Origin of the sequence: Thauera sp., assembly GCF_035444905.1 — a bacterium.
GTDB lineage: Bacteria > Pseudomonadota > Gammaproteobacteria > Burkholderiales > Rhodocyclaceae > Thauera.
Window position 1 is genome coordinate 36,195 of sequence record NZ_DAOMPS010000033.1, and the last position, 14,227, is coordinate 50,421.

Annotated in this window: 13 protein-coding genes; 10 read left to right on the plus strand and 3 right to left on the minus strand. The window is 66.5% G+C overall.

Annotated features, from left to right (window positions below):
- Window positions 1-62 precede the first annotated feature (62 nt).
- Window positions 63-839 (minus strand): PP2C family protein-serine/threonine phosphatase, encoded by a 777-nt coding sequence (locus PLC66_RS14575; protein WP_324541641.1) that lies wholly within the window; start codon window positions 837-839, stop codon window positions 63-65.
- Between the two features lie 244 nt (window positions 840-1,083).
- On the opposite strand from PLC66_RS14575, the gene PLC66_RS14580 reads away from it, so the two are divergent.
- The 6 genes from PLC66_RS14580 (at window position 1,084) to PLC66_RS14605 (ending at window position 7,239) form a co-directional block, all read left to right on the plus strand.
- On the plus strand, window positions 1,084-2,781 hold the full coding sequence (locus tag PLC66_RS14580; protein ID WP_324541643.1) for a SulP family inorganic anion transporter: 1,698 nt from the start codon (window positions 1,084-1,086) through the stop codon (window positions 2,779-2,781).
- Between the two features lie 157 nt (window positions 2,782-2,938).
- A complete protein-coding gene (gene rplU / locus PLC66_RS14585) occupies window positions 2,939-3,250 on the plus strand; it encodes a 50S ribosomal protein L21 (protein ID WP_324541645.1) in 312 nt (103 codons plus the stop codon).
- Between the two features lie 20 nt (window positions 3,251-3,270).
- Window positions 3,271-3,534 (plus strand): 50S ribosomal protein L27, encoded by a 264-nt coding sequence (rpmA, locus tag PLC66_RS14590; protein ID WP_324541647.1) that lies wholly within the window; start codon window positions 3,271-3,273, stop codon window positions 3,532-3,534.
- Window positions 3,535-3,642: 108 nt separating this feature from the next.
- Window positions 3,643-4,860, plus strand: a complete 1,218-nt coding sequence (gene cgtA, locus PLC66_RS14595; protein ID WP_324541649.1) for an Obg family GTPase CgtA — start codon at window positions 3,643-3,645, stop codon at window positions 4,858-4,860.
- Between the two features lie 80 nt (window positions 4,861-4,940).
- On the plus strand, window positions 4,941-6,056 hold the full coding sequence (gene proB / locus PLC66_RS14600; protein ID WP_324541651.1) for a glutamate 5-kinase: 1,116 nt from the start codon (window positions 4,941-4,943) through the stop codon (window positions 6,054-6,056).
- Between the two features lie 244 nt (window positions 6,057-6,300).
- The gene (locus PLC66_RS14605) at window positions 6,301-7,239 is read left to right on the plus strand and encodes a THxN family PEP-CTERM protein (RefSeq protein ID WP_324541653.1); all 939 of its coding nucleotides are present in this window, start codon (window positions 6,301-6,303) and stop codon (window positions 7,237-7,239) included.
- A gap of 75 nt (window positions 7,240-7,314) precedes the next feature.
- Here the strand turns inward: PLC66_RS14605 and PLC66_RS14610 are convergent, their stop codons facing one another.
- On the minus strand, window positions 7,315-8,178 hold the full coding sequence (locus PLC66_RS14610; protein ID WP_324541655.1) for a ThiF family adenylyltransferase: 864 nt from the start codon (window positions 8,176-8,178) through the stop codon (window positions 7,315-7,317).
- 397 nt (window positions 8,179-8,575) lie between these two features.
- Between PLC66_RS14610 and PLC66_RS14615 the strand changes: the two genes are divergently transcribed.
- The 4 genes from PLC66_RS14615 to PLC66_RS14630 all read left to right on the plus strand — a co-directional run bounded on the left by PLC66_RS14615 (window position 8,576) and on the right by PLC66_RS14630 (window position 13,022).
- Window positions 8,576-9,616 (plus strand): PEP-CTERM sorting domain-containing protein, encoded by a 1,041-nt coding sequence (locus PLC66_RS14615; protein WP_324541657.1) that lies wholly within the window; start codon window positions 8,576-8,578, stop codon window positions 9,614-9,616.
- Between the two features lie 226 nt (window positions 9,617-9,842).
- Window positions 9,843-10,997, plus strand: a complete 1,155-nt coding sequence (locus tag PLC66_RS14620; protein WP_324541659.1) for an ABC transporter permease — start codon at window positions 9,843-9,845, stop codon at window positions 10,995-10,997.
- A gap of 9 nt (window positions 10,998-11,006) precedes the next feature.
- Window positions 11,007-12,227 carry an ABC transporter permease gene (locus PLC66_RS14625; RefSeq protein ID WP_324541661.1) on the plus strand — a complete coding sequence of 407 codons (1,221 nt, stop codon included), beginning with the start codon at window positions 11,007-11,009 and terminating at the stop codon, window positions 12,225-12,227.
- 39 nt (window positions 12,228-12,266) lie between these two features.
- Window positions 12,267-13,022 (plus strand): PEP-CTERM/exosortase system-associated acyltransferase, encoded by a 756-nt coding sequence (locus PLC66_RS14630; protein ID WP_324541663.1) that lies wholly within the window; start codon window positions 12,267-12,269, stop codon window positions 13,020-13,022.
- A 75-nt stretch (window positions 13,023-13,097) separates the two neighbouring features.
- Here PLC66_RS14630 and PLC66_RS14635 read toward each other — a convergent pair.
- The coding region (locus tag PLC66_RS14635) for an AMP-binding protein (RefSeq protein ID WP_324541664.1) at window positions 13,098-14,227 on the minus strand (1,130 nt) is incomplete at its 5' end.

Here is a 14,227-nt window from a genome sequence, read left to right on the forward strand (position 1 = left end):
GCGCGCGCGCACAGCCGCGCCCGCGTGCCTGCCATGCACGAGGTCGGCGTCGATGCGGGCGCTCAGCGCGCGCCGGGACGGAAGGGCTGGGGGGGTGCCGGTACGAGCTTGACGATGGCCAGCGCGATGTTGTCGCCGCCGCCGCAGGCGCGCTGGCGGGCCTGCGAGATCAGGCGCTCGGCGGCGGCGCGCGGGGGCAGCTCCTGCAAGGTCGAGGCCAGCTCGGAATCGCTGAAGTAGGCCCACAGGCCGTCCGAGCACAGCAGGAAGCAGTCGCCGGCGTGTGGCGCCTCCTCGCGGCCGTGCTCGATGCGCGGTTCGCGCTCGCTGCCCAGGCAGGCGAGCAGCACGTTGCGCTGCGGATGATTGAGCGCCCCCGCTTCGTCCAGCCGACCCTTGCGCTGCAGCTCGCCCACGAGCGAATGATCGGCGGTGCGCGACACCGTCGTGGTGCCGCGGAAGTGATACATGCGCGAGTCGCCGCAATGGGCCCAGTAGGCCCTGCCGTTCTGCAGCAGGAAGACCACCGCCGTGCTGTGCGGGTCCTGCTCGCTGGTGAAGCGGGTGAGCTTGATCACCGTGTGCGCCTCGTCGATGACGCTGCCGAGCAGGTGCTCGGGCGTCTCGTGCAGCGGCGCATAGACCTCGAAGTTCTGGCGCGCACGGATCAGCACCTGCTCGGCCGCCATCGCACCGCCACTGTGTCCGCCCATGCCATCGGCAAGCACGGCCATCATCATGCCCGGCTTCTTCGGGTGGCCGAACAGTGCGACGCGATCCTGCTGTTCCTTGCGGTCGCCAGCATGCATGGCAACACAGGTTTCGGCGGTGAAGGACATGGGAGACGAAACTGGAGAGAATGGTTTTCGTTATTGGAGGCTGCAGCGGATCATAGCAACCCGCCCGCCTTGCCGGCGTGCCGATCGCCACGGTCAGCCGCCTGCAAACACACGGAACGTGAAATTTCGCACGACGCGCGGATCAGAATGGGCAAACCGTGCCCCGCGCCGGTTTTGTCTTTAACATCGCCGCCATCGCCTTCGACACGCCGGCGCCGCTCAGCGGCCCGCCCCCGCGCCTCCGATGCCTCCCACCCCGCGCCTGCACCGCCTGCTGCCGTTTCTCGCCTGGCCCGCGCAGTGGCGTGCTGGCGGCGTCCGCGGCGATCTGCTGGCAGGCCTCACGGTGGCCCTGGTGATGGTCCCGCAGGCCCTGGCCTACGCCAAGCTCGCCGGCCTGCCGCCACATGTCGGCCTGTATGCGGCGCTGATCCCGGCAGTGGTCGCGGCGCTGTTCGGCTCCTGCGGCCAGCTCTCGACCGGCCCGGTGGCGCTCACCGGCCTGCTGGTGGGCGCGAGCATCCTGCCGCTGGCGGGCCAGGCGGGGGGCGATCTGGTCGGCCTGGCGCTGCTGCTGGCCTTGCTGTCGGGCCTGATCCAGCTCGGGCTCGGCGTGCTGCGCCTGGGCTGGCTGCTCAACCTGTTGTCGGTGCCGGTGCTGATGGGCTTCGTCAATGCCGCCGCCCTGATCATCTGCCTAACCCAGATTCCGCCCCTGCTCGGCCTCGACATGAGGAGTTCGCAACACCTGATGCTGGATTTCGCCAATGCGCTGGGCGGCATGGCGGCGCTGCACCTGCCCTCGGTCGCCTTCGGTCTCGGCAGCCTCGCCGCCCTGCTGCTGTCGAAGCGCCTGTGGCCGCGCCTGCCCGGCGTACCGCTGGTGGTCGCCGGCGCCACCGCGCTGTCGGCGTGGACCGGGTTCGAAGCGGGCGGCGGCGCGGTGGTGGGCGCGGTGCCGGGCGGGCTGCCGGCATTGAGCCTGCCGCCGCTGCGCCCCGAGCTCATCGCCGCCGTGCTGCCGGCGGCCTTCGTCATCGCCATGGTCAGCTTCATGGAGGCCACCTCCAGTGCCAAGCTCATCTGCGGGCGCACGCGCCAGGCCTGGAGCCAGGACCAGGAGCTGATCGGCCAGGGCCTGGCCAAGATCTCCGCCGCCTTCAGCAGTGGCATGCCGGTGAGCGCCTCGTTCTCGCGCTCGGCGCTCAACTACGTCAATGAGGCCCGCAGCGGCCTGTCGTCCCTCGTCACCGCTGCGGTGGTGCTGCTCACCCTGCTCTACCTGACGCCGCTGCTGTGGCACCTGCCCAAGCCGGTGCTGGCAGCGGTGATCCTGCAGGCGGTGGTCAGCCTGATCGACCTCAAGGTGCTCGCGCGCGCCTGGCGCAGCAGCCGCGACGACGGCGCCGGCGCCGCCGTCACCTTCGTCGCCACCCTCGCCTTTGCGCCCAACATCCAGAACGGCATCCTCACCGGGCTGATGCTGTCGCTGGCGCTGCTGGTGTACCGCAGCATGCGCCCGCGCGTCGCCCTGCTCGGCCTGCACGCCGACGGCACCTACCGCGACCGCGAGCGCTTCGAGCTGCCCCACCCGCACCCCGCACTGGTGATCCTGCGCTTCGACAGCCCGCTCAGCTTCGTCACCGCCGCCACCTTCGAGGACGCCATGCTCGGCGCGGCGCGCGCGCAGCCAGGCGTGAAGATCGTGCTGGTGTCGGCCGCCGGCATCAACGACATCGACGCCACCGGGCTGCACACGCTCGCCGGCCTGTTCGAGCGCTTTCACGCGCAAGGCCAGTCGATCGCCTTCTGCGGCCTCAAGAAGCAGGTCATCGACGCCATGGAGCGCGACGGCCTGTGGGCGCGCATCGGCGAGCGGGCGAACTACCGCACCGAGCACCAGGCGCTGGACGCGCTGCTGCCGGCGCTGGCCGAGGCCTGATCCGCAGCCGCCCGGGCGCAGCGGGAGGGTGTCGGATTTCTTTACACTCTGCTCAGGAGGCTGAAACAAGCGCCCGGGGCATTGTTTTCATTGACTTTCGCGCGGCGCATTCGTATAGTGCGCGATTCTTTGCAGACTCATCAACTGGAGTAACACCATGTACGCGGTGATAAAAACCGGTGGCAAGCAGTATCGCGTTGCTGCTGGCGAAAAGATCAAGGTAGAACAGATACCGGCCGACGTGGGTTCCGAAATCACTCTCGACCAGGTCTTCATGGTCGGCGAAGGCGATGCCGTCAAGATCGGCACGCCCGTTGTGGCCGGAGCTTCCGTCACGGCGACCGTGGTTTCCCACGGCCGTCACGACAAGATCAAGATTTTCAAGATGCGCCGCCGCAAGCACTACCAGAAGCACCAGGGGCATCGTCAGAACTACACCGAGCTTCGCATCGAAGCGATCTCGGCCTAAGGCGAAGGGGGTAATCCGACATGGCACACAAAAAAGCTGGCGGTAGTTCGCGTAACGGCCGCGACTCGGAATCGAAACGCCTCGGCGTCAAGCGCTACGGTGGTCAGTTCGTGCTCGCCGGCAACATCATCGTTCGCCAGCGCGGCACCGAATACCACCCGGGCGACAACGTCGGCATCGGCAAGGACCACACCCTGTTCGCGCTCAAGGACGGCACCGTCCAGTTCGCGATCAAGGGCCCGTCGCGTCGCCGCACCGTGATCATCGTGCCGGAAGCGGCCTGATCGCACGCGTTCGATCGCATTGCAGTACAAAAGCCCTATCCTTGCGGTAGGGCTTTTTTGTTTCCGGGGCGCGCCGTGCGGCGTGCTCCACGAAGAGGTTGATCAGGCATGAAGTTTTTTGACGAAGCCCGCATCGAGGTCTACGCCGGCGACGGCGGTAACGGCGCGGCCACCTTCCGCCGCGAGAAGTTCATCCCCAAGGGCGGCCCCAGCGGCGGCGACGGCGGGCGCGGCGGCAGCGTGTATGCGGTCGCCGACCGCAACCTCAACACCCTGATCGACTACCGCTACACCCGCAGCTTCCGCGCCGAACGCGGCGAAAACGGCGGCAGCCGCGACTGCTACGGCAAGGGCGGCAAGGACATCACGCTGCGCTTTCCGGTCGGCACGGTGCTCAAGGACCTCGAGAGCGGCGAGCTCGTCGCCGACCTCGACGAGGACGGCAAGACCGTGCTGATCGCGCGCGGCGGGCGCGGCGGCCTGGGCAACATCCACTTCAAGTCCAGCACCAACCGCGCGCCGCGCAAGAAAACCATGGGCCAGGAAGGCGAATTCCGCAACCTGCACCTGGAGTTGAAGGTGCTGGCCGACGTCGGCCTGCTCGGCCTGCCCAACGCCGGCAAGTCGACCTTCATCCGCAGCGTCTCCGCCGCCAAGCCCAAGGTCGCCGACTACCCCTTCACCACCCTCGCGCCCAACCTCGGCGTGGTGCGCACCAGCGAGGCGCGCAGCTTCGTCATCGCCGACATCCCCGGCCTGATCGAAGGCGCAGCCGAGGGCGCCGGCCTCGGCCACCAGTTCCTGCGCCACCTGCAGCGCACCCATGTGTTGCTGCACCTGGTCGACCTCGCGCCCTTCGACCCCGAGGCCGACCCCGTGGCCGACGCCAAGGCAATCGTCGAAGAGCTGCGCAAGTACGACGAGGCGCTCTACAACAAGCCGCGCTGGCTGGCGCTGAACAAGCTCGACCTCATCCCCGAGGAAGAGCGCGCCGAACGCGTGCAGGCCTTCCTCGACGCCTACGGCCCGGTCGAGCGCCACTTCGAGATCTCGGCGCTGAAGGGCGACGGCACCAAGGCGCTGATCTTCGCCATCCAGGACTTCCTCGACGCCGAGCGCGAGCGCATCGAGGCCGAGCGCGCCGAGCGCCACGCCGCCGAAGCCGCGCGCCTGGCCGCGATCGAAGCCGCCCGCGCCGCCGCCGACGCCGCCTATGAAAGTGAAGCCCTGCGCGACGAGGACGACGACGCCCTGCCCGAGGACGCGGCGGACGACGATGCCGACGCCCGCGACGACGCCGGGCCGGATGGCGCGCGCGCCTCCTGATCGAACCCTGACCCGGCACTGGCCGCGACCGACCGGCGCCTGCCCCCCTTTCCCGACCCTTCGACCTCGCACGCATCGAGATGAGAACCAAGATCCGCAACGCCCGCCGCCTCGTGGTCAAGGTCGGCAGCGCCCTCGTCACCAACAACGGCGCCGGCCTCGACAAGGACGCGCTCGACGCCTGGGCGCGCCAGATCGCCGCGCTGCGCGCCGAAGGCCGCGAAGTGGCGCTGGTGTCCTCCGGCGCCATCGCCGCCGGCATGCAGCGCCTGGGCTGGACCCGGCGCCCGCACGAGATGAACAAGCTGCAGGCCGCCGCCGCCGTCGGCCAGATGGGCCTGGTCGAAGCCTACGAGAAGGCCTTCTCGCGCCACGGCCTGCACACCGCACAGATCCTGCTCACCCACGAGGACCTGTCCGACCGCACCCGCTACCTCAACGCCCGCAGCACGCTCACCACCTTGCTGCAGCTCGGCGTGGTGCCGATCATCAACGAGAACGACACCGTGGTCACCGACGAGATCAAGTTCGGCGACAACGACACCCTGGGTGCGCTGGTCGCCAACCTGATCGAGGCCGACGCGCTGATCATCCTCACGGACCAGCAGGGGCTCTACACCGCCGACCCGCGCAAGGACCCGACGGCCACGCTGATCGCCGAGGGCCGCGCCGAGGACCGCCAGTACGAGACCATGGCCGGCGGCTCGGGCAGCGCGATCAGCAAGGGCGGCATGATCACCAAGATCCGCGCCGCCCAGCGCGCCGCCCGCAGCGGCGCCCACACCTGCATCGCCAGCGGCCGCGAGGCCGACCCGCTGCTGCGCCTGGCCGCGGGCGAGGCCCTCGGCACCCTGCTCTACGCCAGCAGCACGCCGCTGCAGGCGCGCAAGCAGTGGATCGCCGACCACCTGCAGCTCGCCGGGGACCTGATCATCGACGACGGCGCGGTGGCCGCGCTCAAGAGCGGCAAGAGCCTGCTGCCGGTGGGCGTGGTCGAGGTGCGCGGCGACTTCAAGCGCGGCGCGGCGGTGGCCTGTCGCACGCTCGCGGGCGTGGAGGTGGCGCGCGGGCTGGTGAATTATTCGGCGTCGGAGTGCCGGCGCATCGCGCGCAGGCCGACGGCGGAGATCGAGCGGCTGCTGGGTTACATCGACGAGCCTGAGATGATTCATCGCGACAACATGGTCGGACGCTAGGTCAGAACGCCGGATCCGCGTCGGCTTTTCTTACACTCCCTGTGACCTGAACTGCATTCCATTCGCGACCCACTTTGGGCAGAAATTGTTGACGCATCCGAATTCTCATTTGCCGTCAGCGCATTGAGCACCTCATTCAGCATGAAGCCATATTCCAGATAGCTTCCTATTTTCTTGGCACAGATCATGCTTCATCTAAAGCGTAGGAACGGAATCGCAACCGTCACGCGTGAGGAGAAGCAAAATGAAAGCCAGGATGCAGATCTTGAAGGCGGTCAAGCCGCTCACCGTCGCCGCACTGATCGCGGCGGGCTTCGCGGCCAGCAGCGCCAACGCACTACCGCTGGTAACGAACTGGAATTATTCGACCAACGCGACCTTTATCGCCGCAACCTATGAAACAGGCGGCACGGGAACGACGACGACCTCCCCTTATGAACTGTCATGGGGCGCGACGGGGGCAGACTTCCAGAGTCCGACTTCTGACAGGAGCGCATTGACCGTCGGCTCGGGCGACACCGGTAACGCCCGCATTGGCGGTGGCCCGGTGAGCGGCAGCATCGCCACCACGATTGGCCCCGTCCCCTTGGTGACAGCGAACGGCATCTCGCTGACGCACTGGAACAACCCGATCAGCGCCAGCTACAACACGCTGCTCACCGGGAGCCTGCTCGATACGCTGACGCTCACCCCCACCGCATGGGATCCCGCCGGCGATCCGAATCCGGGCGCAGTCAATGCCCCGACCATCACCTTCAATTTCGACTTTCGCGAAACGTCCAATGCGGGCCCGTGTGCCGGTGGCACCACCACCCCCTGCGGTGACCTGTTCGGCTTCGCGGGTCTTCCCAACCTGAACCAGGCTTTCGTGCTGGCCGGAATCACCTACTACGCTCAGGTCTTCGTGCTCGGCCCAGGCGGCGCGGCAAGCCCGATCGCCTTCCTCAACGACGGTCAGTGCGCCGCCCTCGGCTTCGGCAGCGCGCCCCTGAACAGCACCACAACGAGCAACATCTGCCAGGGCTTCCTGACCGCAGAGGGTCAGGCGACCACCGCGCAGTTCGCATTCGCGGTGACCACCGAGCCCATCTCGGTGAGCGTCCCCGAACCTGGCACGCTGGCATTGCTCGGACTGGGTCTGCTGGGTGCCGGCGCCAGCCTGCGTCGCCGCAAGGCCGCCTGAGACGTCGCCGGGTCGCACCAACCCGAGCCGCCCGGCCAAAGAAGCCGCTCCCTGGAGCGGCTTCTTCTTTGCGCCTCACTTCATGTGCAGACGTGGCCGGATGAAAGCCAGCAGCAGCTTCTGAAGCGGGTTGCGGTTGCCAAGGGGCCGCCAGGTGAAGCGCAGCTTCTGCCGGTAGGCATCGAAATGCATGCCCCATGGCGCCGCACGCAGCCCGCCCCTGCCAAGCAACACCTTCAGCACCGCCGTCCCCATCACGCCGGCGCACAGCTCACAGGCCATGGCCGTCGACGGGCCACGCTGTTCGCCAAAGTTCACCGCCTCGGGCACGGCCAGGTAGGTGCGCTGCAGCATCGCCGGCGACAAACCGGCGATGAAGCGCGCGAACTGTTCGTTGCGCGCCTGCCCCTCGACGCCAAAGTACTCTTCGAAGCTCATGCCGCCCGGCCTGAAGTACAGGAACGCCACCCCCATGCCCAGCGGTGCGGCCGTCAATGCCGGGATGCCGCGATCCGCACAGGCCTTGAACACCATCCGGCGCGCATCCATCGCAAAGAAGTCGAGCGCATCGACGTAGACGTCCACACCGTCGAGGAAGGCCTCCAGGTTGTCTGCCGTCACCCCTGCCGGGAAGCGGTCGACTTCGGCTTCCGGATTGACCTCCAGCGCCATGCTCGCCATCACGTCGAGCTTGTTCTCACCCACCGTCGACATGAACGCACCGGCCTGACGATTGAAATTATGCACATCAAACTGGTCGAAGTCGGCAAGGTGAAACCGGCCAATCCCGAGGCGAGTCAGGGTCAGCAGATGCCCCCCACCCACCCCACCGAGCCCGGCGATGGCGACACGCGCGCGGCGCAGACGCGCCTGCTCATCCGCCGAGACCCAGCCGATGTTGCGGGAAAAGGCGCGCTGGTAGTCGAATACGGTAGTCATCACGAAGAGCCCAGTTCTCTGTTCCGGCCGCAATTATGTACCGATCCGGTCAGATGTACCGATCCGGTCAGATGTACCGATCCGGTCAGTGCAGACCGTGCGATGAGCTTGCAGGGCGCGGCAAGGCACGCCTGCGATGCCTGCTACCGAACCAAGGACACGGACGCACCAGCAGCACAAGCATTCAGCACGCTTCCAGCAGTGTCGGTTTTTTTTACACTCCTTGATCCAGAGCGCGCCCGCAGCCTGCGAGAAATGCTGCCATCAAATTTTTTTCCTATTTATTTTCAAGCCTTTCGGAAATCTCACGTTAACCTGGAACGCGATTTGCTATGCACTCCGTGGGGTCGTACCCTAGGCGGCCTACGATATTCAAGAACTCCACAAGGAGATGGTCATGAAAGTTAAAATCCTGAGCGGACTCGTTGCTGCGACCCTGTCCCTCGGCATGAGTGCGGCACAGGCGGCACCGTTCTACTTCGACGTTGGCAACGATCGCGGCACCCTCGACGGCGACAGTGTCACGGCAGACATCAACGAGTTGGGATTTACCGGCACGCTGGCGACGTCGATCTATATCCCGGCGGCGGGGGCGCTGCCCACTGACGCAGGCACGCAGGTCATCGACACCAATCGCGCGAGCGTCATGAACGCCTACGGTTTCAGCGCCGGCGCAAAGACGAACATCATCGGCGGAGTAGCCGATACGGGCAACCTGACTCCGGTTGGCACCTTCGCCTACCCGGTTTCGCCCGGCCAGGTCAACATTGATTCGCTCAATGCATCGGGCGGCTCGGCCGACACGGAAGGCTTCGTCAGTGGCATTGGCATCCCGCCGTATGGAACGGATTTGTCGCTCCTCGGGGTTGGCTACGGTGGAACGGCGTGGGGTCTGACATATGACTACTCAATCGGCGGCGTGCTGACGCCGACCGGCGTCAACTTCAACACCGGCGATTTCGCGCTCTACTACGAAGACGGAACCGGACCGCTTCAGGTCTTGCGCATCAACATCACCGCTTCCGCGATTTCCGGGGTCAGCCTTCTGCTGACCGGCTTTGTCTCCTTCGACTTCGACAACAACGGAACGGATGATACGGGCGGCAACACCTTCATCCAGAACCTGTTCAACGATTCGGCGAGCGGTCAGAGCTTCTACGACATCTGGCTGGCGGACCCGACGGCGAATTCGATCACGTTCCGTCTTGACACCGACGTTGATCCTCCCATTCCGACCAATAGCCAACTGTGGTGCGCAGGATCCGGTGCCGGCGTCTCCCTGGCAGCTTGCCAGGCCGCGAGCGACACCTACATGTGGCAGACGGCGCTAGACGGAAGCGCCACCTTCGCCACCGTACCCGAACCGAGCGTGCTCGCTCTCCTCGGGCTGGGGCTTCTGGGTATTGGCTTGGGCCGCCGGGCAAACCGCAAGGCTTGACGCGCTGAGTTCAGGCCCTATGAAACCGCGGACCACGTCGGTCCGCGGTTTTTTCTTTTTGCCTTCCATTCATCGCAGAGTGACGAGGGAATAATGGTGTCGAGGTGGCTGGGGCTGCTAGACTCCGTCCGTCCTGGATCAGTCCGCGCCCATGCCCCGCTCTAGCGTTCTCACGTCCGCCATACGCAACGTCCTCCGACAGATCAACCGCAGCCGTGCAGCGCTCGTGGCAGTGGTTTTCGGCGTGGTCGCCATGATCCTCGCCGCCGGCTTCATCGACTGGAACCTGCGCTTCGGTCGCGACAACACCATCCAGACCCAGCTCGGCCACCTGCAGTTGATGAAGCCGGGCTTCCTCGAGAACGGTCGGGCCGACCCCTACGCCTATCTGCTGGCGCCCCCTGACGCGACCGAGCAGTCCGCGCTCGCCGCCCTGCCCGGCTATCGACTGACCGCGCCGCGGCTTCTGCTGGCCGGCCTGGCGAGTTCGGGCGAGATCACCCTGTCCTTCATCGGCGAGGGCGTCGATCCGCTGGCCGAGCAGGCGATGGCGTCCGGCCTGCGCTTTCCCGAGGGCCGGAACCTGGCACCGGGCGAACCGAAGAGCGCGATCGTCGGGCGCGGGCTCGCACAGAACCTCGGCCTCAGCATCGGCGCCCCCCTGGTCCTGATCGCCAACACCGAAGGCGGCGGCATCAGCGCCGTCGAGGCGACCGTCGTCGGCTTCTTCGAGTCCATCGCCCAGGCCTACGACGACGCCGCGCTGCGCATCCCGATCGAACTGGCGCGCGAGCTGATGCGGACCGACGGTGAACACCTGCGCCTGGTCTTCCTCGACGACACCGACGCCGTGCCTGTGGCGCTCGAACGCCTGCGCCAGGCGCTGCCGGCGGACACTTACCAGGTGGTGCCCTGGGTCGAGCTGGCGGACTTCTACAACAAGACCTCGGCGCTGTTCGCCAAGCAGGTCGGCGTGATCTACCTGATCATCGCGGTGATCATCGTGCTCGCCATCTCCAACACGATGACGATGGCGGTGATGGAGCGCGTGGGCGAGATCGGCACGATGATGGCGCTCGGCACGCGACGCAGCGGCATCCGCAGCATGTTCCTGCTCGAAGGCCTGATCCTGGGCGTGGTGGGCGCAGCGGCCGGACTGGTGCTTGGCTGTGTGCTGGCCCTGATCATCAGCGCGGTCGGCATTCCGATGCCACCGGGACCCGGCATGAGCTGGGGCTACGAGGCGGGCATCCTGCTGTCGCCGGCTAACCTGATGACCGCGGCGGGCATCGCGCTGGCGACCACGCTGCTCGCCAGCGTCTACCCTGCATGGCGAGCCTCCCGGCTGGAGATCGTCGACGCACTTCGTACCCGCCAATAGGACGCCGCCATGCAGAACCTGACCCGGCTTGCAGCCCGCAACCTGTGGCGCAATCGTGTGCGTACGCTGGTCACGCTGGGCGCGATCATCTTCGGCGTGTGCGGACTGATCCTCTCCGGCGGATTCGTGCGCGACATCTTCGTGCAGCTGGGCGAAGCGCTGATCCATTCCCAGAGCGGGCACGTGCAGGTCGGGCGCGAGGCCGTGTTCACGTATGGCTCGCGCACGCCGGAGCGCTACCTGATCGAGAACCATCAGGCGGTGCGCGAACGCATCGCGAGCCTGCCCGAGGTGAAGGATGTGATGGGCCGGGTGGCGTTTTCCGGCCTGCTCAACAATGGCAAGACGGACTATCCGATCATCGCCGAAGGCGTGGAGCCCGCGCGGGAGAATGCGCTGGGCACGCACCTGCACCTGGTTGCGGGCAGGATGCTGGCAGACGACGACCGCTTTGGCGCGATGCTCGGCGAGGGCGTTGCGCGCGCGCTTCGGCTCGGGCCGGGCGATCAGGCAACGCTGCTCGTCAGCACCCTGGACGGAGCGATGAACACGCTCGACGTCGAGGTCATCGGCGTGTTCCAGAGCTTTTCCAAGGACTTCGATGCGCGCGCCGTCCGCATTGCGCTGCCAGACGCGCAGGACCTGCTCGCAACGACGGGCGTCAGCCGCCTCGTCGTCTCGCTGCACGACACGGCAAGCACGCGCGCCGTGGTCGACAGCCTCCGCCCCAGTCTCGCGGCGCAGGAGCTTGCCGCACGCGACTGGCAGCAACTCAATGACTTCTACGGCAAGACGGTGGCGCTCTACGAGCAGCAGTTCGGCTTCCTCAAGGCGATGGTGCTGCTCATGGTCTGCCTGAGCGTGATCAACACGATCAACATGAGTCTGGCGGAGCGATCGTGGGAATTTGGCACGATGCGTGCATTAGGTAACAGATCGCGCGTCGTCGCATCGCTGATCATGAGCGAGTCGGTGACGCTGGGCGTTCTGGGCGCGACGATCGGCGTGGTGCTCGGCGTCGGGCTCGCGCTCATGATCTCGGGCGTGGGCATTCCGATGCCGCCGCCACCGAATGCCGACCTGGGCTACGATGCATTCATACGGGTGGTCCCCGCGGTGGTCATCGAGTCGTGGCTGATCGGTCTTGCTGCCACCGCGGTCGCGGCAATCTACCCCGCATGGCGGCTGTCGCGACAGAGCATCATCGATGCGCTGCGGACGCGCGAATGAAGAACTCGTCGGTGCGATGCACCGACCGTGGAGGCAGTGGTGTCACTTCTCGATCATTTGAACCTCGGTCACGGCTTTCGCCGCTATTTCCGTATCGACGCCGCCGTTGACGAAGGGCTGCAGGATGAGGTCTTCCGCATCCGGCATGAGGTTTACTGCAAGGACCTCGGCTTCGAGCCGATCCGCGCGGACGGGCGCGAGACGGACGCGTATGACGGGCGCAGCATCCATTGCCTGTTGCGTACGGTTGACGCGCCGCACCAGCCGGTCGGCTGCGCACGTGTCGTCCTTACGGATCCGCTGGACCGAAGTGCCCTGCTGCCTTTCGAGCGCGCCTGCGCCGAGACGCTGGATCGCACGATCATCGACCCGGCCGCATTGCCGCGCCACCGCATCGGCGAAGTGTCCCGCCTGGCGGTACACCGTACCTACCGCAGGCGTAAGGGCGAAGAGCGGTCGAGCGTGAATAACATCGACGACGGCGACTTCGGTACGAAGGAACAGCCCCGCTTTCCTTACATCCCGGTCGGCCTCTACATGGGCACCATCGCGGTTGCTGCGCGCCAGGGCATCGACACCCTCTTCGTGCTGACGGAGCCGCGCCTGGCCAGCCACTTCGCAAAGCTCGGGGTGAGGATCACCCGCATCGGCGGACCAATCGAGCACCGCGGTACGCGCATCCCGTCGATGATCGACGTCCATGACGTGATCGACAACATGCGCACGCTGATGAAACCGCTGTGGCGCGAGGTGGTCGCGGAGATCGAACGCAGCTTTGAAATGGCGGAACGCTGACGCGGCCACACGTGCCGCCTGAATGAGCGAAGGCCCGCTTGCGCGGGCCTTCGCTCATCTGGGCTGGCTCACGCCTCAGCCCTTCAGCGCCTCCCTGATCTGCTCCAGCGTACTCGGATCGTCGATCGTGGTCAGATCCCCCGCATCACGCCCTTCGGCCAGGGCCTGGATCGAGCGCCGCAGCATCTTGCCCGAGCGCGTCTTGGGCAGGCCGCCGATGAAGTGCACCCGGGCCGGACGGGCGATGGCGCCCAGGCTCTCGTCCACCTTCTTCATCACTTCCTTCTCGAGCGCGGCGCGCTTGTCGGCGGTGTCGACCGTGCTGGCGTCCTTCACCACCGCAAAGGCCATCGGCATCTGTCCCTTGAGCTGATCGGCCACACCCACCACCGCCACTTCGGCAATCGCCGGGTGGGTCTGCACCGCTTCCTCGATCTCGCGCGTGCCGAGACGGTGGCCGGCGACGTTGATGACGTCGTCCATGCGGCCGAGGATGGTGTGGTAGCCCTTGTCGTCCTTGATGCCCCAGTCGGACGAGGAATACACCACCGGGTCCTTGAACAGGCTGAAGTAGGTGCTGACGAAGCGCTCGTCCTGACCCCACACGGTCGACAGGCAGCCCGGCGGCAGCGGCGGCAAGATGCCGACGATGCCCTTCTCATTGGCGCCGCACTCGGTGCCGTCCTCGCGGAAGATGCGCAAGTCGTAGCCGTAGACCGGGAAGGCAGGCGAGCCGAGCTTGATCGGGCTGTCCTCGACGCCGCGGCAGATGGCGAGCATCGGCCAGCCGGTCTCGGTCTGCCAGTAGTTGTCGATGACCGGGATGCCGAGCTCACTCATGATCCACTCGTGGCTGGTCTCGTCCAGCGGCTCGCCGGCCAGGAACAGGTGCTTGAGCGAGGACAGGTCGTACTTCTTGAGGAAGGCCGGGTCCTGCTTCTTGAGCACGCGCACCGCGGTGGGCGCCGAGAACATCACGCTGACCTTGTACTTCTCGACGATCTGCCACCAGATGCCGGCGTCGGGGCGCAGCGGCGTGCCCTCGTACATGATGGTGGCCATGCCGGCGATGAGCGGGCCGTAGATGATGTAGCTGTGACCGACCACCCAGCCGATGTCCGAGGTCGAGAACATGGTCTCGCCGGCCGCACCGGTGAAGATGTGCTTCATCGACGCGGCCAGCGCCACGGTGTAGCCGCCGGTGT

What these genes read in the sequence shown, in the direction of transcription:
- PLC66_RS14625 (WP_324541661.1), top strand. Translation starts at nt 11,007, where the DNA reads ATGCAGAACCTGACCCGGCTTGCAGCCCGCAACCTGTGGCGCAATCGT.
- proB (WP_324541651.1), top strand. Translation starts at nt 4,941, where the DNA reads ATGAGAACCAAGATCCGCAACGCCCGCCGCCTCGTGGTCAAGGTCGGC.
- rpmA (WP_324541647.1), top strand. Translation starts at nt 3,271, where the DNA reads ATGGCACACAAAAAAGCTGGCGGTAGTTCGCGTAACGGCCGCGACTCG.
- cgtA (WP_324541649.1), top strand. Translation starts at nt 3,643, where the DNA reads ATGAAGTTTTTTGACGAAGCCCGCATCGAGGTCTACGCCGGCGACGGC.
- PLC66_RS14610 (WP_324541655.1), bottom strand. Translation starts at nt 8,178, where the DNA reads ATGACTACCGTATTCGACTACCAGCGCGCCTTTTCCCGCAACATCGGC.
- PLC66_RS14580 (WP_324541643.1), top strand. Translation starts at nt 1,084, where the DNA reads ATGCCTCCCACCCCGCGCCTGCACCGCCTGCTGCCGTTTCTCGCCTGG.
- rplU (WP_324541645.1), top strand. Translation starts at nt 2,939, where the DNA reads ATGTACGCGGTGATAAAAACCGGTGGCAAGCAGTATCGCGTTGCTGCT.
- PLC66_RS14615 (WP_324541657.1), top strand. Translation starts at nt 8,576, where the DNA reads ATGAAAGTTAAAATCCTGAGCGGACTCGTTGCTGCGACCCTGTCCCTC.
- PLC66_RS14575 (WP_324541641.1), bottom strand. Translation starts at nt 839, where the DNA reads ATGTCCTTCACCGCCGAAACCTGTGTTGCCATGCATGCTGGCGACCGC.
- PLC66_RS14605 (WP_324541653.1), top strand. Translation starts at nt 6,301, where the DNA reads ATGAAAGCCAGGATGCAGATCTTGAAGGCGGTCAAGCCGCTCACCGTC.